This window comes from Roseivirga sp. E12, from assembly GCF_017592825.1.
Lineage (GTDB): Bacteria > Bacteroidota > Bacteroidia > Cytophagales > Cyclobacteriaceae > Roseivirga.
The window spans coordinates 146,303-170,692 of record NZ_JAGFMD010000010.1; the positions used below are offsets into that span (position 1 = coordinate 146,303).

A 24,390-nucleotide genomic window follows, 5' to 3' on the forward strand; every position below is an offset into this window, starting at 1 on the left:
CATTTCAATGAGATTCAACTTAAAAGTTATTGGTGATATTTTGGGGATCCTCCTCCTGATCAACGGTGGCTTTATGGCACTCTGTCTGCCAATATCTCTTTACTATGGCGAACATGACTGGATCGCCATATTGACCTCCAGCTTGGTTACGCTTGGATCCGGTTTTCTTTTACGATACCTCACAAGAAATAAAAAGAGCAAAGAGCTTAAGAAAAAAGACGGGTACCTCATCGTTACGGCCGGATGGATTTTCATGTCCATTTTCGGTGCCCTACCCTATATTATCAGTGGTTCTATCCCAAATTTTACAGATGCCTTCTTCGAAACCATCTCAGGATATACAACCACGGGAGCCTCTATTCTGACAGACATTGAGGCTGTTCCTAACGGCATTCTATTTTGGCGAAGCCTCACCCAATGGATAGGCGGCATGGGAATTATAGTTTTAGCCCTGGCCATTCTACCATTTCTTGGTATTGGAGGAATGCAGCTGTTTGTGGCCGAGGCACCGGGCATAACACCTGACAAACTCCAACCTCGAATTCAAGAAACAGCCAAGCGTTTGTGGTTCCTCTATGTAGGACTCACTCTGGCCGAGGCAATTGCTCTATATGTTGCTGGTATGGGTCCTTTTGATGCAATCAATCATTCCCTTACTACCATGGCTACAGGTGGCTTTTCAACCAAAAACGATAGCCTTCAATTCGTGGACCCGGTGATTCAGTACATAGTCATCTTTTTTATGTTCCTAGCAGGAACCAGTTTCACGCTCACCTACTTTGGGTTAAAAAGGAATTTCAAGAAGGTATTCAAGAATGAAGAGTTTTTAGTCTACCTCACTTTTACAGCGGTGATCACCGTAATTGTAACGGTAACGCTGTTAGTTGTTAATGACAAACCTTTTGAAAACTCTTTCAGGGATGCACTATTTCAAGTAGTCTCGTTGATTACTACCACTGGTTTTGTGTCAGCAGACTATACCTCATGGACACCCTTCTTATCAGTATTATTCTTTATCCTTCTATTTGTGGGAGGCTCTGCCGGATCGACTGCAGGTGGGGTAAAAGTGATACGTCATGTCGTATTATTCAAAAACTCCTTCCTAGAGTTGAAAAGACAGCTTCACCCCTCTGCCGTAATGCCTGTAAGAATTAGTGGTAAAGCGGTAGAGCAAAGCATTGTATATAATGTGCTTGCCTTTATTATGATTTACATTCTGGTGTTCCTGGTTGGAGTAACATTACTCTCATCAATGAATGTCGATTTCGATACGGCCTTCGGAGCGGTAGCTACCTCTTTGGGTAATGTAGGTCCTGGAATTGGTGATGTAGGCCCTCTCAACAACTTTGCAGGTATGCCGACCGCGGGGAAATGGTTACTCTCTGCTTTAATGTTGCTGGGCAGGCTAGAGCTCTTTACTGTTCTAATGCTGCTCTCCCCTCATTTCTGGAGAAAACGCTAACTAGAAGGAAAAGAGACCTTTCTTTTCTTTGATCTCGAAACCAGCTGATTTCACTAAGGCTTCCACTTCAATCTTGTCCAGATTGGTTCCCGAAACAGTCAGCAATTTGATTTTAGAGTCTGTATCCACGGACCATTCTTCAACGCTTTTTGCCTTTTCCATAAAGGGTGTTACAGTCGCTATACATCCACCGCAGTTAATATTGGTCTTATAGATGGCTTTCTTCATTTTCAGTCAGTTTTATTGCTCCATCGATTGATCTTAGTATCTTTCGAGAAGGCCTCCTAATGGCCATACAAATCTATTCATAATATAGTTCAAGCTTTGACCTTTTCAGAACTCAATTTACACGAAGATGTGCTTGCCGGATTGGATGCAATGGGGTTCGAAAAACCAACTCCGATCCAAGAAGCAGCCATCCCGACCATCATAGCCAACAAGGACCTTATCGGCTGCGCTCAGACAGGCACCGGTAAAACAGCAGCATTCTTGCTGCCATTAATGCATAAAATAGCAGAAAGCGGTGCCTCTGATGAACACATTAATACCATGATCATCTGTCCGACCAGAGAATTGGCGGTACAAATCGATCAGCAGTTGGAAGGGCTTAGCTATTTCAGCGGGATAACTTCTTTGCCAGTTTATGGTGGTGGAGATGGTGCTGGCTTTACCAGAGAAAAGAATGCCCTGGCAAAAGGGACTCACATTGTCATAGGTACTCCCGGAAAGCTAATATCTCACTTGAACCTAGGCTATGTGAAAGTTGATCAACTAAAGCATTTAGTGCTAGATGAGGCCGATCGAATGCTCGATATGGGTTTCCATGAGGATATCATGAAGATCATCAATCATCTGCCTAAAGAGCGCCAAAACCTTCTTTTCTCTGCCACCATGGCTCCGAAGATTAGGAAAATGGCCAAAGAGATACTGAACGATCCAGAAGAAATCAACATCTCAATTGCGAAGCCATCTGAAAAAATCACGCAGGCTGCTTTTTTAACCTACGATTCCCAAAAGATAGACTTGGTCAAGCACCTGCTTCGCTTTGGTGACATTCCTAGCCTTATTGTCTTTACTTCGAGAAAATCAAAGGTAAGAGACATCACTCGCGCACTGCAGAAAGAAGGCTTTCAGGCAAAAGGAATTTCAAGTGACCTAGAGCAGCTCGAAAGAGAAAGCATACTCAGAGAGTTCAAGAATAAACAGTTACCGATAATTGTCGCCACAGATGTAATCTCACGAGGTATCGATGTAGATAATATCGATATGATCATCAACTATGATGTACCTAATGATGCAGCCGACTATGTTCATAGAATTGGTAGAACAGCACGAGCAGAGTCTGAGGGTGAAGCCGTCACTTTTATCAATGAAGACGATCAGGAGAACTTCCAGAAGATTGAACAACTGATTGAGGCCGAAGTGAGAAAAGTGCCTATGCCTGACTTTCTTGGTGAAGGCCCAGAGTATAACCCAAAGAAGTTTGCTGGTCGAGGCCGCAATTCTTACGGGGGCAAAAAGAAACACTTCAAAAAGAGAAGATAAGCTCAGGTATGGTTCGCACTTGCAGTGCGAACCGGTCTTAAATTATGCAATCATCACACTTCAAGGCTAAAACAATATCAGCACTCACTACAAGCCTGCCTGTTGGCAGACAGGTGAGCGCTAGGCTGAAGGGTGCTGGAAGAGCGGAGGGAAACAACAAACCATAACAGAGCCTCCCCCTTGAAATCGGATAATCTCCTCCAACCTTCCCATCCTGAGCGAAGCGAAGGAACTTATCTTAATACATAGGCCCTTCGTATCCTCAGGGTAAAAAGAGGGGTGGTCAATATTCCCTCCATCTGGTTCGCACTTGAAGTGCGGACCGATCTTAAGTTATGTAATCATCACATTAAAGCATAAAATAAAACCAGCACCTTACACCTTTATCAGACGCAAAATGCTGGTTAATAATTGAGTTAAATATTCCCTATTCGTATCTCAAAGAATCCACTGGATTAAGTCTTGCAGACTTAATTGTTTGGAAACTTATGGTCAATAGTGCTACTGCCATAACAGCTAAGAGTGCCAAGCCAAATACGGAAATATCGATGGCCGTTCTGTATTCAAAGCCTTGCAACCACTTGTCCATTGCGAAGTAAATGATCGGCCAGGCGATTACATTAGCAATAAGAATCAAGCCAATAAACTCTTTCGAAAGCATGTAGAATACTCCTTGCACCGAAGCACCCAGAACTTTTCGAATACCTATCTCTTTGGTCTTTTGCATTGCAGTAAACGCTGATAGTCCAAACAGCCCTAGACAACCAATCAGGATGGCCAGGACGGAAAAGACAGAAAACATGGCCTGAAACTGCTGTTCCGACTTATACTGATTATTGAAGAACTCATCAAGGAAGAAAAAGTCAAATGGGTTAGCCGAATAAGTGATGCTCCACTGCCTTTCAATAGCAGCCAATGCATCTGGGATTGAGCCATCAACTCTAAATAGAAAGTACTCTGCCCACTGTGGATCTAGTAAGAAGATAGAAGGTGCTGCTTTTACTCTTAAAGACTCATGGTTATAGTCCTCCACTACACCGATTACAATTGCAGTAGCACCGAAATTCTCAACAACAACGGCTTGATTAATGATGTCTTCAGGATTATCATAGCCTAGTAATGGCACCGATGAGCGACTCACCAAAACAGCAGTATCTCTATCATTAGGAAAGTCCCTTGAAAAATTACGGCCTGCAATGATTTCCATTCCTAAGGTCTCAATCAAGCCATAATCGCCCCCTACTGCATCCATCGGATGTACTTGACCTGCCTGTTGATTGTAAGCCCTAACTGCACCTTTAAATCTGATCTTCTTTCCTGGCACCATTCCACTACTAGATACTGACTTAATATTTGCATTTGCTCGAAGTTGCTCTTGGAAAGTCTCCAGGTTTCGGTTTCTAACTGTCCTACTTGTATCAGCAATAGCAGCCCGTTCGACAACGATCGTCTGCTCTAAGTCAAAACCTAAGTCAGCAGACTGCATATATTTCATTTGCTTAGAAACCGTGAGCGTACCCACAATCAATGCAGCTGAAGTAGCGAACTGAAAGATGACCAATCCCTTTCTAAGCAATACCCCTGTACTAGAGTTTCTAAACTTACCTTTGAGTGTGCTCACCGGCTTGAAAGACGACAGTACCATTGCAGGGTAAAAGCCCGATACAATTGAACCGAATAAAAAGACAGCTCCTAATAGCAACCATAAGGATTGGTTCTGCCAAATGACAACACTGTCAGGGATACCGCTGATAACATAGAAAGACGGCAATGCCAAGGCCACAATACCCAAGGCTAGTACAACTGCCAGAAGATTAACAATCACGGATTCAAAGAGAAACTGCCTGATGAGTTGGGCACGTAATGAACCCAGAACTTTTCGGATTCCAACTTCTCGCGCACGATCGAGTGATCTCGAAGTAGCAAGGTTTACATAATTAACCCAAGCGATCACCACTATAAAGATGGCAATGATGGAAAGGAAAGTTATCGGCTCAGCACTGCCATTCAATTCTGATTCATCTGACAGGTGAGAGTCAAAGTGAATCCTGTTTAAAGGTTGTAAATGCATTACATGTCGAGCATTTTGATCCGCCAAATCTGGCATATTTCGATCGATCATTTCCGGAATTTTTGACTCCAATGCCTTGATATCAGTTCCCGGTCTTACCTTCACATAGGTATAGAAATCCTTTCTTACCCAACCTGTTTTATACCTTGTCAAGGCGCCATCCCATCGACCATAGATGGTTCCTGTAGAGATCAGCACATCATACTTTAAATGTGTATTAGCGGGAAGATCTTTAAACACGCCCGTTACCAAACAGTTTTCATTATTGAAGTCGTCATCACGTAGACGCAAACGCTTGCCTAAAGCGCTTTCATCACCAAAGTATTTCTTAGCAGTACTCTCTGAGATTACGATACTAAAAGGCTCGTTCAATGCTGTTGCGGCATCGCCTTCCACCATTTGGGCTGAGAACATGGAAAGCGTACTAGGACTCGCATAAAGGAATTTCTTGTGTTTAAGCTTCACAGGTTCCCCTGGACTCTCTTCATAGGTAATAACCACATTATTCTTTGCACCCATATTATATAGGTGTGCCCATTCGACTACTTCAGGAAAATCGTTGACCATTGTTTCTCCTACAGGCGGATAGTTTTCGGCACTATGGTAAACGAATTCACCATTGCCATATAATTCAAGACTCACCCGATACATATCATCGGAATCTTGAATGAACTTTTCATAACTGGATTCAAAGCTCACATAGTGAAAAATCAATAAGGCTCCGGCTATGCCTATAGCAAGTCCAGATATATTGATGAAGGAATAGACCCTATTCTTGAGTAGGGCCCTAAGGGTAATCTTGAGATAATTTGAGAACATAACGTTTTTGTTTGAGTTGTGACCTGATAAAAGTTTCTCCTTGAGTATATATGGCCTGAACGATCGTAAAACCGTCCAGAAATAACTAATTCTTGCTTTTCTAATGCCTTTTTCCTTGACATTCAGAGCAAATTCTTCCTCTAAATCGCCTTCAATTTCTTCTAACCACAGCTCTGTGCAGAATAACTGAAGAAACCACCGAGCAATACGCGGTGGCGATGGCATGTCATTTTTGTAAGACATATGTAGGTATTGAATTCCAAATATCTTCTCTGAGTGACTTAGCTGCTTTCAATCCTTTCACACCAAAGGGTGTGATATAAAAAATCCGCTTACGCTTGCCACCCCGAACTTTGGTTGCCTCCCCTAGTCGTGAATTCAAAAAGCCTTTCTTCTCTAGTCTGTATAGTGTAGAATGAATAGCGCTCAGATTGATAGTGCGCTTGGTTCTTTGCTCGACTTCTTGCTTTACCGAAATACCATAACCCTCATCTTCTAGCATGGCGACTGTCAATAAAACCAGTTCTTCGAATTCGCCTAAGTAAGTGCCTTTCATATTTTATTATTATGTAAATAATATAACTACAATGATAGCAAATTATTTCAAATCCATAGACTCGTAATCAGTAAAGCCCCAAGTGCTCCCTTTAGACAAGTCTATATTTAATAGACTCTATTCTTTCGACTTCGTTACAGTTAAACTCATTTTTCTATCCTTTCTCCTTCCCACTCAGCGGAAATCTCTTCCACAGAGCAGTGGAATTAAAACGTTCTTCATCTTTCATTGAACCTAAAGGCGGATTCTTCAGACTTTTAGATTACCAAAAACTCAATATCATTATCATGAAGAATTTCACACTTGCCATTAGGGTATTACTCAAAAACAAGTTTTACTCCTTACTAAACATTCTTGGGCTTGCGGTTGGCCTCACAGTCGCGATCATTATTTTTCTCTTTGTACAAAGCGACATGAGCTTTGACAAACAGTTCGGAGATTATGAAAGAATCTATCGGGTTGAATCAAATTTCATTGTTGGTGAAAAGGAAGACAAGTATGCCTTTGTCTCTCAGTTTTTACCGAAAGGACTTCAGGCAGACTATCCTGAAATCGAGAACTATGTCCGTTTCAGGTCGGCCGGCAAAGTTCTCTTCGATCTAGATGGAAGAAAGTTCTATGAAAACAACATCTTCTATGCAGACACCTCCGCTTTCACAGTATTTAAGTACCCATTAGTACAAGGCGACCCGCTGACATTGCTAGATGAACCCAATGCCATTGTATTATCAGAAACGCTTGCTGACAAGTACTTCAAAGGGCAGGATGCTATGGGGCAGACTTTAAAAACTGCCACCAATCAATTCAAAGTAACGGGCATTATGAAAGATATGCCTGAGAATGTCCATATGACATATGATGCCTTCATGTCATATGAAACACTACAAACCAACAAGGAATTGCTTGCGCAGCAAGAGCAGCAAGGTGGACTTTGGACGCCTTCTGACTTTGCATATTTGGTATTTGCCAAAAACTACAACCCGCAGGATTTGAAGGATAAATTTCCTGAGTTCTATGAGAAGTATATGGCACCTATCGCCAAACTGATCAACTATCAAGGGCTCTTTACCATTGATCTTACCAATGTTGCAGACACTCATTTCAATGCGCAGCCACCACAATTTGACTTCCCTACCGGAAACAGAACGTATACCTACGCCTTCACAGCCATCGGTATTTTCATCTTACTACTTGCCTCGATCAACTATATGAACCTGGCCTCAGCTAGGTCAACGAGTCGCTCAAAAGAGGTGGGTATTCGTAAAGTAATGGGCTCAACCAAGGGTGCGCTCATCACCCAATTTCTAAGTGAATCCATCATCATTGCGCTGGTTTCATTGGTCCTTGCTTTTGGTATAGTAGCACTACTCATTAACGGCATCGGGATTGGTGATGTGATGGGTAAAACGCTCCTTTTCGAGCCATTATCCAATACGCCAATGACCTTAGGAGCCATTGGCGTCACTCTACTCATCGGTCTTTTGTCAGGTCTGTATCCAGCATTTTACCTATCAGCAGTTAGTACAATTAAGGCCCTAAAAGGAATTGCTAAAAGTGGACCAGGCAGTATGAATATGAGAAAAGGCCTAGTGGCTTTTCAATTCTTCATTTCAATTGCAGTCATTATATCCACCTTGCTCATGAAAAACCAAATTGAATTCTTGGCTGACAAGGACCTTGGTTTCAACAAAGACAATGTGGTCATTATCAATATGCAGGACACGACCATGAGCAACCGTGTTGACTTTGTTAAAGCAGAGCTGACACAAAACCCGAACATTGTCAATGTCACAGACGCCATTGTTGTTGGGGGCGATACGAACTTAGGTAACAATTTGCTTGGAGCTTCTAAGTCGCTTATTAGAGCAGAGTCGGCAGATTCCATTAGTCGCGATGATACCTACCCTGTAATGTTCGTTGGTGATGACTATGTCAAGACCATGCAGTTAGAATTAGTGGCTGGTCGAGATTTCGATAAGAATCAGCCATCAGACAGAACAACAGGCGTTTTAGTCAACGAATCCATGGTAAAAAATATGGGCTGGGCTGATCCTATAGGAAGAGAGCTCGGACTACCTATACCAGGTGTACAACCAAGCAAAGTCATTGGAGTGGTAAAAGACTTCAATGCGTTTTCACTACACACCGCTGTTGAGCCAATGGTGATGTTTCATTACGACTTCAATCCATTCTTGAAGGCCCAAGGCGCCCTACCTTCTTTCATGATTCATGTAGATGGCAAGTCTTTGAGACAGACTATGGATTTCATAGAACAAAAGTTCACTGAACTTGACCCAAGCCACCCTTTTGAATACAGATTCCTCGATGGCCGTGCAGAAGAGCTTTACCGTGAGGATGCTAGACAAAGTAAACTTACTGGACTTCTCTCCTACATCTGCATCTTTATCTCATGTCTTGGACTACTCGGACTTGCATCCTTCAGTACTTCACAGCGCATTAAGGAGATTGGGGTTCGCAAGGTGCTAGGCGCCTCTATTTTCCAATTGGTTTACATGATTTTCAAAGATGTTTTGGTGCTCATCATCATTGGTTTTGTGATCTCTATTCCAGTCTCATACTACATTATAGAGCAGTGGCTTCAAGAATTTGCCTATCAGATGCCTTTGGCACAAATGCTCGCTTTTGCGGCTATCCTATCTGGTGTTCTTTCAGTTGTGGTTGCCTTCCTCACTGTGAGTTATCACTCACTAAGAGCGGCTAGTCAAAACCCTGTGAGGGCATTGAGATACGAATAAGAGTTTACCTCTAATTATTTAGGCCGTTTCCTTTCACTAGGAGCGGCCTTTTTTCATGTACGTTATCGTTCATAATCGAGTTCGAATACGCACATAAACCTCCCTTGTAGAACGCTCAATAATTCAAAAATCAGCGTTAACGAGCATATTAGCCATATATCATTTTTTGGTATGCTTCATGTTATTGTTGATGCGTTAACAAAGGCAACCTCTCATATGAAGAATATCGCTTACGCAATTCGTGTACTGCTTCGCAACAAGTTTTACTCTTTCCTCAATATTTTCGGACTTGCTATTGGCCTAGCGGTCAGTATAATCATCATGCTCTATGTACAGAGTGATTACAATTATGACAAGTCGCACGAGAATTGGGATCAAGTCTATCGTGTTGAATCCAAGTTCTACATCCCTCCTAAGAATGATGAGTTTGCACTCACTTCCACTGCTCTAGCAGAGACAATGCAGATGGAGTTTCCTGAAATCCTGTCTTTCACTCGGTTTCAGAACACAGGCCAAGTGCTATTTAGAATAGATGACAACAACTTCTACGTTGATGATGTCTACTTAGCCGACTCCACCACTTTCGACATTTTCACACATAAATTCATTCAAGGTGACCCAAAAACTGCACTGGTAGAACCTAACAGTTTAGTGCTTACAGAAAGCACAGCAAAAAGGCTCTTCGGAGATGTCAACCCATTAAATGAATTGGTGAAAACCGACCAGAATACCTTTACTGTAAAGGGAATCATAGAAGATGTTCCTGACAATGTACATCTGCGCTTTAATGGTCTTATTTCCTTTTCAACTGCCACTTCTGGCCAGCCACCATTGAATGCACAACAACGATCTGGGGCACTCTGGAACATTGCGCTGTACTCTTATGTGAAGCTACCCAAGGGTTATGATGTAAATGTCATTTACAATAAGTTCCCCGAGTTCTTCGACAAGTACATGGCACCAATCGCTCAACTTGCACCATCGCTAAGAGAGGCCTCTTTCTCTCCAAGACTTGTTCCACTTAATGAGGTTCATTTCAACTCTAAAGTTCAGTATGACCTGCCGACAGGTAATAAAGCGTACACCAATGCATTTATGGCCATTGGGCTTTTCGTGCTGATACTTGCCTCTATCAACTATATGAATTTGGCTACTGCCAGAGCTACAAAACGATCTAAAGAAGTTGGCATTAAAAAGGTATTAGGCTCTACAAAAGGCCGATTGATTGGTCAATTCTTGAGTGAATCTATCGTGATCACTTTCGTGTCATTAATTGTGGCCATTGTCTTAGTGAACCTACTGATTCATGGTACGGGGCTAAACGAATTATTGGATAAGCAACTCGAACTTCACTTCCTCAGCAATAACCTGTTACTATTCGGATCTCTTGGCATTACCTTGTTGATTGGTTTGTTATCAGGGCTTTACCCTGCTTTTTACCTCTCTACCATCTCAGTGTTATTGGCGATGAAGGGCTCGGTTAAGTCTGGGCCTGGTAGTCTCTTCTTAAGAAAAGTATTAGTAGCCTTTCAGTTTTTCGTGTCGATTGGTGTGGTTATCGCCACACTCCTGATGGGCAACCAAATCAATTTTATGAGGCAGAAAGACATTGGCTTTAACAAGGACAATGTAATCATCATTCCTACCAGAGATACTCTCGTTAGCAGAAGGCTCGAATTTATTCAAAATGAACTGCGTCAAAATCCTAATATCGTTGATGTAACAACTTCAACGGGGATGAATACAGGTACCTCCAATTCCGTTGGTAATCGACTGATTGGTGGTGGCCGTCAGGTGATGCAGGTTGAAGGCGCTGACACTTTAATGGTGACGGATACCTACAACATGATGAATATTGGCAAAAACTTCGTCAGAGCCATGGAAATGGAAATCATTAACGGTAGAGACTTCGATGAAAACATCCCTACCGATATCACAAATGGCGTTTTGGTAAATGAAGCCATGGTAGAAAGAATGGGGTGGGATAACCCAATTGGTAAGAAGGTTCAAAATGCTGGGCCCAATGTTCCTACCTTCCGCGTGATTGGCGTAGTGAAAGATTTTCATGCCTTCTCTTTGCATGTGAAAGTCGAACCAACATTGATATTTAGATACGAAAGATTTGCGACTATCACTCAGATACAGCCTGCCGTGGTAATACATGCTAAAGCAGGCACGCTACAAGAGACGCTGAACTATTTGGAAACTCGTTATGCCGAACTTGACCCAAGCCATCCGTTCGAATATGGCCTATTGGATAATCAGGCAGACTTGCTTTACAAGTCTGATAAGAAGCAAAGCAGGCTAACAGCCATTCTATCTTATATCTGTATTCTAATCTCCTGTCTTGGACTTCTAGGACTATCATCCTATACCACTGCCACTCGTATCAAGGAGATTGGTGTAAGGAAAGTATTGGGTGCTTCAGTATTCCAACTGGTATTTATGATCTTCAGAGACATTATGATTTTGGTGATTGTGGGCTTTGTAATAGCTGCGCCAATCGCGTATCTACTGATAGAAGATTGGCTGCAGGTCTTCCAATACACAATGGACCTCTCCACTGTAATTGTGAGTGCAGCGGCCATTGCGGGCATCATGGCCTTGGTCATTGCCTTCCTAACGGTGAGTTTCCACTCGCTAAAAGCGGCAAACCAAAATCCAGTGAAAGCATTACGTTACGAATAAAAATTAGAGAAAATAAACTTAGTATCGTCATTCTCACGAACCTGCCTGTCGGCAGACAGGGGCGGAAATCTCAAAATCAATGGCACCAAGCCTGAAGGAGATTCCCATTTTCATGGGAATGACGTTCTTTTTTTAACTTTTGAAACAACCCCAATTTTTATACTTTCACGAAATGTTCGATGGCCTGGGGTTTTCCAAATCACTAAATGAAGATACTTTTGATCAATGGTTGGTCAATGGTAGAGAAAGCAAGATCAACTATGAGTATATGCTTGTGCTTTGGGAAGAAGGCGAACAGGACTACTGTCCGGTTTATCTAGAACAGAGAAGTGAAATTGAAGCTTATCAAGACGGTCACTCGATTGTTGTAGCCGCTTACCACCTATTTTCAGAAACTAAGATTAGCCTGCATACGGCTTAGGAAGGGATTAACTACGTTGATCCCGTGTGGGTGGCCTACAATGAACCCTGCTGAGCAAGGTCAGCTTACAGGGGATTACTCATACCCACTGGCATGCGCTCAACCCCTCGTGAATCTTCGCTGCGCTACGATTTCGAACCCAAGGGTTCTCACCACCCAGGCAAAATAAAAGAGCTCCAAAAATTTGGAGCTCTTTTATTTTGCGGAGAGAGGGGGATTCGAACCCCCGGTACGGTTTCCCGCACGCATGTTTAGCAAACATGTGGTTTCAGCCACTCACCCACCTCTCCGTGGATTCTTACTGAATTTGCTTTGTTGCCAAATGCGCTGTGAATTTAAAGAAAAAACCTTTTAAACTCGGGTCATTTGACAAAGAAAAAGCCAGTCATAAACCAGCTTTTTTGTGTCGGGGTGGCAGGATTCGAACCTGCGACCTCCTCGTCCCAAACGAGGCGCGATGACCGGGCTACGCTACACCCCGAGCCCTATGATTTGAGATGTAACTCCCAAATCGGAGTGCAAATATAGAGGGATTTTTTGTTTTGCAATAGAGGCTGAACGATAAAATTTCAGATTTTTTAATGCCTTCAAAATTCAATAATGATACAGCTTGAAAGTCAGCCAAATCCGCCACCTAGTTATCGCTAATTGCCGTGTTTATAAAATCCAGTAATGGCACAATGGCAAGGTAAGACTCCACCACCATTTCACTGAAGCCCGAGGCATAAACATCCTTTCTTGTGATTTGCCTGAAGGCAGCGAGACTCTTGAGTCTCAATAGCTCAATATGCTCATGGTCTTTTGGATAACCCTTAGGAGTAGTTTTGAGAGTATCCCGCTTATAGAGCTCGAAAGCATTCACAAAGGCGTCAGAGTTTAATATACCTGAGAGTTTGTCTCCCTCATAGTCAATCTCCATTCGCACCTTCTTCAAACGCTCACTATCCGGATGCCATAAGCCCCCAGCAATTTCTGTCTCTCGGACACCTAGGCCAACATAAAAGTCTGCCAGTCCCTTGCCATAACCAAAAACCACCCCGAAGTGATCCTTATAAGTAGGACGATCGGGATGAAACATTAGGTTGTTATTAATCCTACTGATGGCCCTTCGTGCATTGGGCTGCACAATTCTTGGATCTACACGTGTGATTTCCTCTAGAATAGGATCGAAAAGCGCTACTACCTCGTCTTTCGTGTCTTGATACCAAGAACGGTTCTTGTCCATCCACTCCTTGGAGTTATTCGCTGAAAGCGCCTCTAGAAACTTGAAAATATTCTGTTTTGCCATAAAATGGATACTAGTCTATACGAGACAAGCCATTCAAATCCGTTGTCAGGTACTCTGTCATAACATCAAAGAATGGCCTCAGTGCTACGAAAGTACTCAAAGCCTCTTTTAAGAAGTTAGGGCTCAGCACCTCCTTGTCACTAAAGTCTCGAAAGACATACATTGACTTGTGCCTCAATAAGTCTATAGCGGGATGCTCCTTGTCAAAACCTTTAGGCGCTGTCTTAACCTGCTCACCTTGCAGCGCACCAAACACCTTCTTGAAAGCCGGATCATTCAAAACTGACCTTAAAGGCTGATCATCTTGAGCAATTTGATCTCGTATGAGCTTTAGATCTTCAGGCACAGGCCCATAGAATCCGCCCCCAATCACGGTTTGCCCAGGTTTTAAGTGAAAGTAATAGCCCCCGCGTAAATGTGGTTTCTGTCTGGAGAAACTACCTGCCCAACGCGGGTTATAGGGAGATTTATCTTTTGAGAAGCGGACATCTCTGTACACCCGCATCATGCTTTTCTTACCACTGACGGTAGTAATATCATCGTGTTCTTTCAGGCCCTGCAGCATTGCCTCCGCAAAGTCAGTAGCATTTAGATGCTCATCTTGGTACCAGGGTTTGTTCTCATTAAACCAGTCTCTGTTATTGTTTTCAGTCAACTGGTTTAAAAAATCGAATGAGGACTTATTGATTTGTGCCATTGATTAAGGTTGTTTAATTATTGAATCTTCCAGATATAAGAACGTTCGATCACAGTGTATTGGGACAAAACCGAATCATTAAGATAATGGTTTCTAAAGTCCGTTCTATACCAAAGAAAAATAGATGAACATTCGACTGTCTTTTTCGCATGATTGACAATGAATTCTGATGCCGAAAAACTAGCCTCAGCATCACTCAATTGTTGGTCAATTTTCTCACTGGAATAGAAGGCAATCGGAGGACAAGAAACACTCCCACAATTGAGCGCAAAGTGGACGCGATAGTCCATCTTTTCTATCATCAATTTCAACCTCAAATCACCATCTGAAAATTGCCTTGGTTTGTTGTTTTTACGAGGACCATTCTTCCTCAAAATACCATGCTCAATATCGTCTAAAGAAAAGGACAAATCTCCAATCACAAGGAGCTCATCTCTGAAGAAATCTTCCTTCTCCCAAACGGACTCGCTCAATTGATTTTTAACAATTTGATAATTAGTCAATCCATTGTAAACATTGATCCAAAATGCTTTTTTGTCCTTGTCATTCTCAAGGTATGACAGATCAAAAGTTTGCACATTTTTAAGGAAGCCTTCGAGCGCATCAAGTGCGTGAGACTCTCCATTCAGGTATTGGCTTAAGGCAATCTTTCCCGCTCTTGAAAATGATTGATGGTCCATCTTTATCTGTGCTTTGTATAAACGTTCGGCTCCAGCAGAGCGCTTAACTCAGTCACCATTTCATCCGTCAACTGAGCTGACTTGATCGTACCCAAAACGTCTTGCAACTGCTCCATATTTCGCATCCCAACGACAGCTGTTGTCACAGCTTTATTGCTCAATACCCACTGAAGTGAAGCCTGTGCCAATGAGATTTTCTCAATTGAGAATGATTTAATTTTATCTACCAGTAATTCAATCTCTTTTGTAGTGTAATTTAAGTAATCACTTGAATCTTTTCCTGCCAATAATCCACCTGCAAGACCTCCTCTCACCATCACTCCAATCTCGGCTTTGGATAAAACCTCTAGCGCCTCCTCCTCTGGCCTTCTATCTAGTAAGCTATATTGAATCATATTGCTTACAACCTGAGAATGTTGTGCGAACCTTCGAATTACATTTGGTCTAATAGAGGAAATTCCATAGTGGCGGATCAGTCCCCTCTCCTTCAATAGTTCGAACGCTTCGATGGTTTCTTCCCAGTTGTCTTCGATCATTCCACCATGCAATTGGTAAATGTCGATATAGTCTGTACCCAACCTTTTCAGACTCTTTTCAACAGCACTAAGTATGTAACTTTTTGAAGGATTCCATTCCCAATTCCGCTCCTCATCATTTGGTACATTGCCGACTTTGCTAGCCAAAACAACTTCTTTCCGAATGGGCTTTAGTGCCCTTCCTACCGTCTCTTCATTAAAGCCATTCTTGTAGATATCAGCAGTATCAAAGTAGTTGACACCAGCGTCAAAAGCAGTGTGAATCAATGTTTCATTTTCTGCATGATTTACACCAAGTGACATGCATCCAAAGCTGATCTCGGATACGTCCAAATTTGCTCGTTCGAGCCTCCTATAATTCATGATTATTCTTTGTGATCATCTTCCTCAATATAACCGTTCTCAGTCATCATAATTGCGATGGCACGAGTGGACGGAAATTGAGCACAAATGATTACTGCTACAGAGATAATTGGCACCGATAATATCATACCCAATATTCCCCAAATAGACCCCCAGAAAGAGAGTGCAATTATTACCACAAGCGGACTCAGGTTCAACGTTCTTCCCATGAGCTTTGGTTCCACATAATTGCCTACGAAAATCTGAACAACCTCTACTGTGAGGAAAACCCAGAGGAAAGGCCAAAAGGAGGCGAACTGGAAGATGGCAAAGATGGCCGGCAGTAAACTGGCCACAAGAGAACCGATATAGGGTATATAGTTCAAGATAAAGATGATAAAGGCCCAGAGCACCGGAAAGTCTACCCCATAGGCCAGCAATATGAAATAACAGACTACCGCTGTGATGAGACTGACCTGAGTTTTGACAGTAAAGTATTTATTAACCGCCTTAACGACCCGACCCAGAATCCCCATTACATTTTGCCGATTCGCCTCTTTTTTAAAGAGGTTATCCAGTTTTTGTCCGAAGTAGTTCTCTTCAATCAAAAAGAAGATCACATAAACGATTACGAGTGCAAAGTTTCCTAATACCACACTTACAGAGTTAAAAACACTCGAAATGACAGACTGATAATCAATCTTATCAATAGTCTCTTGAACATTGACCTCTGGTATATAATCGCTATTCGACTCTGTGAAGTCCTTTATTTGATCAATAAAGACCTGAAGGTTGTCATCATAGCTATCCGCATTGGCGGTAATCAGCTTTACATTTACTGAGACAATCTGGTATAGACCGTAGAGTAAGGATAGTGTTAAAATGAACGCCAGTATCCTTTGAATAATGCCTGGCAGTGCTTTTCCTCTTATTTTGATTTTGCCTACATACTTACGAGCCGTTCTAATTAGGTACCAAACGACAAGTGCCAAAACGATTGGCTCCAAAAATGCCCTAAAGTAAATAAGGCCAAAAAAGACTCCAGCGATGATTATCACCCAATAGGATGCATTTCTAAGGTTGTCTCTGGTGAAGTCTGTTTTCATAGGCAGATTGATGTTCTGAAAGTAATGAATCTCTGTTGAAAATAAAGGCATAAAAACATCAAAGATTTTTCAAATCTCATTGACTATGAAAAAGCTATTTCACTATATTTGCACTCGCTTTTGAAAAAGCCCGTTGGTCTGCTAGCTCAACTGGATAGAGCAACTGCCTTCTAAGCAGTAGGTTTCAGGTTCGAGTCCTGAGCGGATCACCCAGAAAGACACCTCCTTACCGAGGTGTCTTTTTTTTATTTCAAAAGTCTAACAATCAGAGAATTACAATAGGACAAAAAGATTCGTCTTTTCCACCCTTTATTCGTTAGGCTTACGAATCTGATTTTTATATATTGATTATCAATACATTATGAGATTCGAGTCCTGAGCGGCCCATGAGTATCAGAGAAACCTTAGAAATTCTTAATAAAAACAAATCTAGCAGGCTGTATTCACAGACCCAAGCTGAATTACTCATTGATTTCCATTCCAAACTCTCAAAAATCACAGTTGATCACATAAATGAGGAATTAGAAGCCCAGCTTCCAAACACTAACAAGGTAAACAACACACATCATGAACATAAGCCACAAGCACCTCGAAATCCCAGATAAGACCCCATTTATAAACTGTAAATTAGAAAGAGAAGAACACGCCAAGGCGTTAACAAACATAATTAAGGCCTACCCACAGGGCTTTGTTTTAGCAATAAACAATTCTTGGGGGACTGGCAAAACCACATTCATAAAAATGTGGAAAAAACACCTAGAGCTCAACGAGTTCAAAACTGTATACTTTAACGCCTGGGAAAATGATTTTGAAGATAGCCCCCTCACGGCTTTAATGGGTGAACTTCAAGAACTGACTCAAAAAACAAACGAAGTCGTTTTCAAATCAATGCTCAATAAAGCGGCAATGCTATCAAAAAATGTGGCACCCATTCTCATCAAAGCAGCAATTGACAAATTTGTAGACAGTGAAACATTGATTAAGAGCATTGAAAAGATCTCTGAGAATGCCTTCTCCGATTTTGACAAGAGCGTCAATGAGTATGTCAATAAGAAAAAATCGTTAATTGAATTCAGGGAGGAACTAACAAAGTTTATAGACTCAACTAATGGGGGAAAGCCCCTCATTTTTTTCATAGACGAACTAGATCGATGTAGACCTAATTATGCTGTCTCAATTCTGGAACAGATAAAGCACTTCTTTGGTGTTAAAAACATAGTCTTTATTCTTTCGATCGACAAAACCCAACTCGCTCATGCAGTGAGAGGAGCCTATGGGAGTGAGAAAATAGATGCAGAAGACTATTTAAAAAGGTTTATACATCTCGAATATAACTTACCTGCTCCCCCTTCAAGACTTTACCATCGATATCTCTACGACTACTATGATTTTGATGGCTTCTTCCTTTCCGATGGAAGAAAAAAACATAGAAATCTACCCATGGAAAAGGACCAATTCCTCCAGACTTGTCAGATCTTATTTTCGAATAGTGACGTCAAACTAAGGGATCAAGAGAAGATATTTGCTCTGACCAGAATTGCATTGGGAGGCTTCACAGATAATGTTTTTACTATCCCAAGAACTCTCATTTTTTTGGTTTATCTAAAGATTCTTCATGAAAGCTTCTACACTCAACTTAGGCAAGAAAATATGTCAGTTGATCAATTAACAGAAGGCATTCAATCCTTGATAAAGAATAACAGTGCTAAGATAACAGCAAGCGAGTGGGTATACATAGAGGCCTATCTTTTGCTATTTCATAATAATTTGAAATCAGACAATGAACGTTTGGCTCTTTATGACTACAACATGGAAACTAAAAGAGATGAAATTCAAATACCGGTTTCTAACACCAACTTAACTCTAACATATATATCTGCCTGGAGAAGTCTGCAAAATTTTGGCTTAAGTCATTTATCATTAAACTACTTTTTTGATAAAATTGACTTAGTGGGTGAATTAGATACTTCTGCATAACTAAGACACTAACGGCATTATGGAATACGCTAACCTCATTTACAAATTGATTCAAGGTTCCGAAAGTACGGATCACACCAGTAGCCTCTCCATTTTTGGAGAGGCTTTTTTTATGCCTTCATGCCGAAAGGCTCCCCCATATAGAGCACTCTTTAATTAAAAAATAAAAAAGGCCACCCTTGCGAGTGGCCTCATCGAGCACTTTCTAAACATTCGCTTAGTCTCAATCACATTCTTAAAACCGATCAATTACACACACAATCAACCAAAACTAATCCATGTCCGGTTTATATGATCTCAATGCTCTTCTTAATGCTTGCAGCAAACCGTCCATCCTATGTGCTTCTTCCACCATATCGTCCAGCATGGGCTTATGGCGTTTCATCACAAATGGTTCGTCACGCAATTCTCTAGCTTGTTTTTCCAGGTTGCCTAAGGTGAAAAGGAGTTCCTTTGATAGCTTAGTAACCAAGACTGGTTTGGGCTCAATCCTCCCATCAACATTCTGTTCTTCCAACTGCTCTTCCATACCCTTCTTCGATTACGCCACAAAAGTATGAAGACCAATCTCTCCTGAAATCGGGTGAATACGTAAATAAAAGAATAGGTGATTCCCTTAGAAATCTTCGAAAAGCTGGTTGTCGATAGCATAAATCACCAAACCTGCGATGTTTTTACTACCTGTCTTCTCTAATAGGTTGCGTTTGTGCGCTTCGACCGTCCTGGTACTGATAAACAATTCTTCACCAATCTCTTGATTAGATCTTTGCTTTAAGATTAAATAAAGAATCTCTTTTTCTCTTTCTGTAAGCTCAGTAACCATGCTCATTGCGGGTTGGTTTCCACGTAGCTTATTCATAATCACCTGTGTGACTTCTGGCGAATAGTACTGTCCTCCTTCTTGGACGAAGTTTATGGCCTGAATCAGCTCAGCTTTACTGGCATTCTTCAAAACATAGCCTACAACGCCTAATTGCAACATTTTCTTAATGTACTGCGCTTCATTGAACATGGTGAGTACAATCATCTTCTGCTCTGGCCTATCAAGCTTTATCTTCTTAACCAGCTCCATCCCATCCATGTGAGGCATTTGAATATCGGTTAGAATTACATCGACCTCCATGGACAATAGCCTTTCCAATGCCTCAAGCCCATTTGAAGCAGAGCCTTTGATTTCATAATCATCAGAATTCTCAAAGTACCCCTTTAGCCCATCAACAATCATGGGATGGTCATCTACGATAAAAATACTAATTCGTGTGTCCATCGTCATTCTTTTAAGGGAACTAATGCGATTACGCTGGTTCCGTGGTCGGGCCTTGAGTCAATCGTTAAACTTCCTGACAAAGCCGCAATTCTATTTTTCATGCCTGTAAGGCCATATCCTGTTTCATACAGGTCCAATTTGTTCTTATCGAAGCCCACCCCATCGTCTTCAATCATCAACTGAATATCATTCTTTACTTTGACTAACTGAACATTGACATGTGTGGCATGGGACGACTTAATCACATTGTTTAAAGCCTCCTGAGCGGTCCTATATAAGCCCAACTCCATATCAGTGGATAGCCTACCTTTGAGATTGCTATAATATTTACATTCTATTGCTGAGGATGACTCTACCTGCGCGATCAAATCCTGCAATGCACGAACAAGGCCTAATTCACCAATTGATTTCGGCATCAGTCGATGCGCAATACTTCGGGTTTCAGCAATACCCTGCTCCAAGAACTCCTTGCTCTTAGCATATCTTTCCTGACTACTTTCAGTCAACCCCGAAATCTCATCCTCGAGATACTGTAGGTTTAATGCACTCACGCTAAGTGTCTGCTGAAGCCCATCATGAATGTCTGCCGCTATCCTTCTTCTTTCATTGTCCTCGGCCTTATAAATGGCTTGATGTTGCAGCTCTTGGTTTCTTACCACCGGGCTAATATCAAATATGCAACCTTCCAAAGCGCTCAACTCACCGTTTTCGTCATAAACACCATTTCCTTGCTCCCAAAGCCACTTTTCTTTGCCTCGCTTGTCAATGATTCGGTAGATCACGCGGAAGGATTCATTCGCCTTTAGTGCTCTTTGGACCTGATCCCACATATCAATTCTGTCATCTACATGAATAAGCTCTCCGAAGGTGACATCACCCGGATCTCCGTAGAATTCATCTGAAGTATAGCCGGTTATCGCTTCGCAGGCACCATTCAAATATTGCATGGTCCATTCTTGATCGTTCAGACAACGATAGACCATTCCTGGCAGGTTGTTCACCAGGTTATTCATTCTTCGGTGACTCTCCTTTACATCGAGTTCGGCCATCTTTTTATCATGAATGTCTTCATGACTTCCTACTATCCTAACCACACTTCCATCATCGGCCCAGAGTGCCTGTCCAGTTGACTTGAACCATCGATATTCTCCGCTCTTTGTTTTCAATCTGAACTCGACTTCGTAAGGCACTCGATCGTGCATATGTCGCTCAAATCTTTCACGTGCTTCTGTAGCGTCATCAGGATGCAGCATATCGAAGAAGTTATCCTTGGGAACAGGGATTTCATCTGGGCCATAACCCAATTGCTCAAACATGCGAGGCGACCAATAGGCTTTATTTTGATTAGGCTGCCAATCCCAAATACCATCTTGAGAGCCTTCAATAGCCAATTGAAAGCGCATTCTGCTATTCTGAAGCTCCAGCGTTCTTTCGGCAACTAAAGCCTCCAAGCTTTCTTCCAGCTTATTTCGGCATACCGCATTACCAATAGAATTTGCGAATGAATGGAGTAAAGATTTTTCCGGATCGGACCAACCTCGTTCCTGGTGAAAGTCCACCAGACCAAGTATTCCCCAAAAGTCACCTTCGACATTAATGGGAAACATGATCACGGACTTGCTCCCATCAAATCCCATATGGGTTTTCAAGTCATCGTTCGCCTGAGAGTAAACTAATTCATAGTGATGACCCTTTATTAAGGACGACAAAATCTCACCCAGCAACTCCCCCTTTACATTTTGATTCCTCGCATAACGCTCGGCTCTTGCATGTGGCGTCCAGGCATACTTCATAGAAGTTAGAAAACCTCCTTGATCGTCATGATGGTTAACAGTAACAAAGCCTGCATCGACTCCTAAAGGCTGTGATAATTCTTTGATTGCCAGATTGATACCCAAATCGAGACTTTCGGCAATGAGTGCGTTTGTTGCGTTCGCAACACCCAATACCAGATCATCCGTATTTTGAGAAGTCGTCTTCAATTGGCCAGCATCAAATAATAAGTTACTTAGATAAAAATAAAGAATAACTGGTTTTAAAGTGTAGCCGCCCTTCACATTAATTAACAATCTTTAACTACCAGATACCGTAAGCTATTTATGAATGGTATTTATAAAGTTCAGAGCTTGATTATATTTGCTCGTTCGAAGATTTAAAGCATGACTTGGTTTAAGAGTATTGGAATGATTGAGGGGATTTTTGTTGGCCTCTTTATAGTCGCATATCTCGTCTATATATTTCGCCTTATTCGCTTGGCGAAGCGTATGAACACCACTTTTCGACCACTTCTTTTCAAGATCCTTCTAAGATCATTGGCATTATCACTGTTGATCATTGCACTACTCGGCCCTTCCTTTGGAGAGACCACCAAAGAAGTTAAATCAGAGGGCAAAGACATTTACGTAGCAGTTGACTTGTCGCAATCAATGAATGCCTTTGACGTTCAACCCACAAGGTTGGAGAAGGTCAAGTATGAGCTAAAGAAAATCATTGAGGCATTCAACTCAGACCGAATCGGTTTAATCATTTTCTCCTCTGAGGCATTTGTTCAATGTCCCCTCACCTATGATCAAAGTGCTTTAAACTTGTTTGTTAATACACTAAACACCGGCCTGGTGCCGAATGCGGGAACAGACTTTGGCTCTCCGATCAATATCGCATTAGAAAAACTCGAGGACACTGAAGCCTCAGTCACACAACAAAAAGCTCAAATCATATTGATGATCAGCGATGGCGAAGACTTCGGTGACGAAACCCAAGACGCAGTTGAAAAAGTCGTTAAGTCCGGTATTCAGTTATTTGCCTTGGGCGTTGGCACAGAGACTGGTTCTAAAATCAGACAAGGCAATGGCTTTAAGAGAGATAGACAAGGTGCGGAAGTAGTAACAAAACTGAATTCAAAGTCGTTGAGAAAACTGGCAGCAGACACTGGTGGCAAATACTTCGAAATTAATGAAGATCAAAACGATGTTAATCGATTGATTCGTGCCATTAACGAAGTAGAAGGCGAACTCAGAGACGCTCGCGTGATTGATGCTTCGGCCAACAAATTTTATTATTTCCTACTGGGAGCAATTGCCCTCATGGTACTTGATGCCATGATTAGAAGAAAGACATTAAGGATATGAAGTATTTATTAAGCATAGTTCTTCTTTTTACTAGTGTTACAGACCCTGTAACCAAAATTGCTAAATCTAATAAGCTAAAAAAGGAAGCCAGCACAGCTTATGCCGATGGAAATTTCCAAGAGGCCATATCATCCTACCAAATGCTGTTAGACTCAATGGAAGTCGAAGATGATAAGGCAAGGCTCAATCTCGCCAATGCGGCTTACATCATGTCTTATGGGGGCGAAAACATGGGTTTACTGAGCGAAATTAGCTCAGGAGAAACAATGGTCGAAGACACCGCAGCTCTAAATGCTATTAGCGATGACATCAGGTTTTTCGACATTGCTGATTCAAATTACAAAAGAGTGAAAGATGGTGCTGACAAGTCTTTGGCATCCATGGCGCACAATCAATTAGGGATCATTTCCTATAAGATGGGAGAGCAATCACCAGATGAAAAAGAATCTTTTACTCAATCAGCACTAAGTAATTTCAAGCAGGCACTGCTTAAAAACCCCAAAAACGATCAGGCCAGATATAACTACGAGCTTCTTAAGAAGTTGATCCGCCAGCAGCAAGAGCAGGAACAAGAACAAAAAGATCAGGAGCAAAAGGAAGATCAAAAACAAGATCAGGAAAAGAAAGATCAAGAGCAGAAGGATCAACAAAAGCAAGATCAGAAGAACGAGAACCAAGAAAAGCAAGATCAGGAAAAGCAGGAGCAACAAGAGCAACAGCAAAACCAAGATCAGAAACAACAGCAAGAAGAGGGTAAAGAAAATCAGGAGCAGAAAGAGGGAGAGCAAAAAGAAGACCCTCTGGAAAAGCTCAAAGAAAAGCTCAAGGAAATGAACATCCCTCTGGAAAAAGCTCAGATGATTCTTGAGGCAATGAAGAACAACGAGACCCAATACGTTCAACAGAAAAAGCGCAAAGCCACAGAGCGCAAACGTTCAGACAAACCAGATTGGTAGGATTAGGTGATTAGGTGATTAGGTGATTAGGTGATTAGGTGATTAGGTGATTAGGTGATTAGGTGATTAGGTGATTAGGTGATTAGGTGATTAGG

The 24,390-nt window shown here is 41.8% G+C and carries 20 protein-coding genes and 3 tRNA genes; 10 read left to right on the top strand and 13 right to left on the bottom strand.

Features of this window, described 5'->3' with window-relative positions; genetic code table 11:
- The first annotated feature begins 7 nt into the window (after nt 1-7).
- Nucleotides 8-1,462 (top strand): TrkH family potassium uptake protein, encoded by a 1,455-nt coding sequence (locus J4E76_RS19040; protein ID WP_208506382.1) that lies wholly within the window; start codon nt 8-10, stop codon nt 1,460-1,462.
- Here the strand turns inward: J4E76_RS19040 and J4E76_RS19045 are convergent, their stop codons facing one another.
- Nucleotides 1,463-1,690 carry a heavy-metal-associated domain-containing protein gene (locus tag J4E76_RS19045; RefSeq protein ID WP_208506383.1) on the bottom strand — a complete coding sequence of 76 codons (228 nt, stop codon included), beginning with the start codon at nt 1,688-1,690 and terminating at the stop codon, nt 1,463-1,465.
- 96 nt (nt 1,691-1,786) lie between these two features.
- On the opposite strand from J4E76_RS19045, the gene J4E76_RS19050 reads away from it, so the two are divergent.
- Both J4E76_RS19050 and J4E76_RS21060 read left to right on the top strand, forming a co-directional pair.
- A complete protein-coding gene (locus J4E76_RS19050; protein WP_208506384.1) occupies nt 1,787-3,007 on the top strand; it encodes a DEAD/DEAH box helicase in 1,221 nt (406 codons plus the stop codon).
- A gap of 44 nt (nt 3,008-3,051) precedes the next feature.
- Nucleotides 3,052-3,174, top strand: coding sequence for a hypothetical protein (locus J4E76_RS21060; RefSeq protein WP_255552127.1), 123 nt, complete (start codon nt 3,052-3,054; stop codon nt 3,172-3,174).
- A 260-nt stretch (nt 3,175-3,434) separates the two neighbouring features.
- On the opposite strand, the gene J4E76_RS19055 is transcribed toward J4E76_RS21060, so the two are convergent.
- The gene (locus J4E76_RS19055; RefSeq protein WP_208506385.1) at nt 3,435-6,140 is read right to left on the bottom strand and encodes an ABC transporter permease; all 2,706 of its coding nucleotides are present in this window, start codon (nt 6,138-6,140) and stop codon (nt 3,435-3,437) included.
- Nucleotides 6,124-6,453, bottom strand: coding sequence for a PadR family transcriptional regulator (locus J4E76_RS19060; protein WP_208506386.1), 330 nt, complete (start codon nt 6,451-6,453; stop codon nt 6,124-6,126). Before J4E76_RS19060 ends, J4E76_RS19055 begins: the two co-directional genes overlap by 17 nt.
- Before the next feature lie 287 nt (nt 6,454-6,740).
- On the opposite strand from J4E76_RS19060, the gene J4E76_RS19065 reads away from it, so the two are divergent.
- The 3 genes from J4E76_RS19065 to J4E76_RS19075 all read left to right on the top strand — a co-directional run bounded on the left by J4E76_RS19065 (nt 6,741) and on the right by J4E76_RS19075 (nt 12,318).
- Nucleotides 6,741-9,209 (top strand): ABC transporter permease, encoded by a 2,469-nt coding sequence (locus J4E76_RS19065; RefSeq protein ID WP_208506387.1) that lies wholly within the window; start codon nt 6,741-6,743, stop codon nt 9,207-9,209.
- Between the two features lie 216 nt (nt 9,210-9,425).
- Nucleotides 9,426-11,897 (top strand): ABC transporter permease, encoded by a 2,472-nt coding sequence (locus J4E76_RS19070; RefSeq protein WP_208506388.1) that lies wholly within the window; start codon nt 9,426-9,428, stop codon nt 11,895-11,897.
- Nucleotides 11,898-12,069: 172 nt separating this feature from the next.
- A complete protein-coding gene (locus J4E76_RS19075) occupies nt 12,070-12,318 on the top strand; it encodes a hypothetical protein (protein WP_208506389.1) in 249 nt (82 codons plus the stop codon).
- 203 nt (nt 12,319-12,521) lie between these two features.
- On the opposite strand, the gene J4E76_RS19080 is transcribed toward J4E76_RS19075, so the two are convergent.
- The 7 genes from J4E76_RS19080 to J4E76_RS19110 form a co-directional block, all read right to left on the bottom strand.
- Nucleotides 12,522-12,608: transfer RNA gene (locus J4E76_RS19080), tRNA-Ser, on the bottom strand.
- A gap of 116 nt (nt 12,609-12,724) precedes the next feature.
- A tRNA-Pro gene (locus tag J4E76_RS19085) sits at nt 12,725-12,799 on the bottom strand.
- A 153-nt stretch (nt 12,800-12,952) separates the two neighbouring features.
- The gene (locus J4E76_RS19090) at nt 12,953-13,606 is read right to left on the bottom strand and encodes a DUF2461 domain-containing protein (protein WP_208506390.1); all 654 of its coding nucleotides are present in this window, start codon (nt 13,604-13,606) and stop codon (nt 12,953-12,955) included.
- A 10-nt stretch (nt 13,607-13,616) separates the two neighbouring features.
- On the bottom strand, nt 13,617-14,303 hold the full coding sequence (locus J4E76_RS19095; protein ID WP_208506391.1) for a DUF2461 domain-containing protein: 687 nt from the start codon (nt 14,301-14,303) through the stop codon (nt 13,617-13,619).
- Between the two features lie 17 nt (nt 14,304-14,320).
- Complete coding sequence (locus tag J4E76_RS19100) at nt 14,321-14,983, bottom strand: DUF547 domain-containing protein (RefSeq protein ID WP_208506392.1); 663 nt, start codon at nt 14,981-14,983, stop codon at nt 14,321-14,323.
- A 2-nt stretch (nt 14,984-14,985) separates the two neighbouring features.
- Entirely contained in the window at nt 14,986-15,882 is an 897-nt protein-coding gene (locus tag J4E76_RS19105) for an aldo/keto reductase (protein WP_208506393.1), read from the bottom strand.
- 2 nt (nt 15,883-15,884) lie between these two features.
- Nucleotides 15,885-16,967, bottom strand: a complete 1,083-nt coding sequence (locus J4E76_RS19110; RefSeq protein WP_208506394.1) for an AI-2E family transporter — start codon at nt 16,965-16,967, stop codon at nt 15,885-15,887.
- Nucleotides 16,968-17,101: 134 nt separating this feature from the next.
- Between J4E76_RS19110 and J4E76_RS19115 the strand changes: the two genes are divergently transcribed.
- Together J4E76_RS19115 and J4E76_RS19120 are read left to right on the top strand one after the other, a co-directional pair.
- A tRNA-Arg gene (locus J4E76_RS19115) sits at nt 17,102-17,180 on the top strand.
- A 354-nt stretch (nt 17,181-17,534) separates the two neighbouring features.
- Nucleotides 17,535-18,944: a P-loop NTPase fold protein gene (locus J4E76_RS19120; RefSeq protein WP_208506395.1), complete on the top strand. Its 1,410-nt coding sequence runs from the start codon at nt 17,535-17,537 to the stop codon at nt 18,942-18,944.
- Between the two features lie 271 nt (nt 18,945-19,215).
- On the opposite strand, the gene J4E76_RS19125 is transcribed toward J4E76_RS19120, so the two are convergent.
- From J4E76_RS19125 to J4E76_RS19135, 3 genes are all read right to left on the bottom strand, one after another.
- Nucleotides 19,216-19,473 (bottom strand): hypothetical protein, encoded by a 258-nt coding sequence (locus J4E76_RS19125; RefSeq protein WP_208506396.1) that lies wholly within the window; start codon nt 19,471-19,473, stop codon nt 19,216-19,218.
- A gap of 87 nt (nt 19,474-19,560) precedes the next feature.
- Nucleotides 19,561-20,211: a response regulator transcription factor gene (locus J4E76_RS19130; RefSeq protein ID WP_208506397.1), complete on the bottom strand. Its 651-nt coding sequence runs from the start codon at nt 20,209-20,211 to the stop codon at nt 19,561-19,563.
- Between the two features lie 2 nt (nt 20,212-20,213).
- On the bottom strand, nt 20,214-22,268 hold the full coding sequence (locus J4E76_RS19135) for a PAS domain-containing protein (protein ID WP_208506398.1): 2,055 nt from the start codon (nt 22,266-22,268) through the stop codon (nt 20,214-20,216).
- 102 nt (nt 22,269-22,370) lie between these two features.
- Here J4E76_RS19135 and J4E76_RS19140 point away from each other — a divergent pair, with 102 nt between their 5' ends.
- Together J4E76_RS19140 and J4E76_RS19145 are read left to right on the top strand one after the other, a co-directional pair.
- Entirely contained in the window at nt 22,371-23,339 is a 969-nt protein-coding gene (locus tag J4E76_RS19140) for a VWA domain-containing protein (RefSeq protein ID WP_208506399.1), read from the top strand.
- Nucleotides 23,336-24,295: a hypothetical protein gene (locus J4E76_RS19145; RefSeq protein ID WP_208506400.1), complete on the top strand. Its 960-nt coding sequence runs from the start codon at nt 23,336-23,338 to the stop codon at nt 24,293-24,295. The genes J4E76_RS19140 and J4E76_RS19145 overlap by 4 nt, the downstream gene beginning before the upstream one ends.
- Nucleotides 24,296-24,390 lie beyond the last annotated feature (95 nt).

Coding starts and splice junctions, on each gene's coding strand:
- J4E76_RS19040 (WP_208506382.1), top strand. CDS start 8: ATGAGATTCAACTTAAAAGTTATTGGTGATATTTTGGGGATCCTCCTC.
- J4E76_RS19045 (WP_208506383.1), bottom strand. CDS start 1,690: ATGAAGAAAGCCATCTATAAGACCAATATTAACTGCGGTGGATGTATA.
- J4E76_RS21060 (WP_255552127.1), top strand. CDS start 3,052: ATGCAATCATCACACTTCAAGGCTAAAACAATATCAGCACTCACTACA.
- J4E76_RS19055 (WP_208506385.1), bottom strand. CDS start 6,140: ATGTCTTACAAAAATGACATGCCATCGCCACCGCGTATTGCTCGGTGG.
- J4E76_RS19060 (WP_208506386.1), bottom strand. CDS start 6,453: ATGAAAGGCACTTACTTAGGCGAATTCGAAGAACTGGTTTTATTGACA.
- J4E76_RS19065 (WP_208506387.1), top strand. CDS start 6,741: ATGAAGAATTTCACACTTGCCATTAGGGTATTACTCAAAAACAAGTTT.
- J4E76_RS19070 (WP_208506388.1), top strand. CDS start 9,426: ATGAAGAATATCGCTTACGCAATTCGTGTACTGCTTCGCAACAAGTTT.
- J4E76_RS19075 (WP_208506389.1), top strand. CDS start 12,070: ATGTTCGATGGCCTGGGGTTTTCCAAATCACTAAATGAAGATACTTTT.
- J4E76_RS19090 (WP_208506390.1), bottom strand. CDS start 13,606: ATGGCAAAACAGAATATTTTCAAGTTTCTAGAGGCGCTTTCAGCGAAT.
- J4E76_RS19095 (WP_208506391.1), bottom strand. CDS start 14,303: ATGGCACAAATCAATAAGTCCTCATTCGATTTTTTAAACCAGTTGACT.
- J4E76_RS19100 (WP_208506392.1), bottom strand. CDS start 14,983: ATGGACCATCAATCATTTTCAAGAGCGGGAAAGATTGCCTTAAGCCAA.
- J4E76_RS19105 (WP_208506393.1), bottom strand. CDS start 15,882: ATGAATTATAGGAGGCTCGAACGAGCAAATTTGGACGTATCCGAGATC.
- J4E76_RS19110 (WP_208506394.1), bottom strand. CDS start 16,967: ATGAAAACAGACTTCACCAGAGACAACCTTAGAAATGCATCCTATTGG.
- J4E76_RS19120 (WP_208506395.1), top strand. CDS start 17,535: ATGAACATAAGCCACAAGCACCTCGAAATCCCAGATAAGACCCCATTT.
- J4E76_RS19125 (WP_208506396.1), bottom strand. CDS start 19,473: ATGGAAGAGCAGTTGGAAGAACAGAATGTTGATGGGAGGATTGAGCCC.
- J4E76_RS19130 (WP_208506397.1), bottom strand. CDS start 20,211: ATGGACACACGAATTAGTATTTTTATCGTAGATGACCATCCCATGATT.
- J4E76_RS19140 (WP_208506399.1), top strand. CDS start 22,371: ATGACTTGGTTTAAGAGTATTGGAATGATTGAGGGGATTTTTGTTGGC.
- J4E76_RS19145 (WP_208506400.1), top strand. CDS start 23,336: ATGAAGTATTTATTAAGCATAGTTCTTCTTTTTACTAGTGTTACAGAC.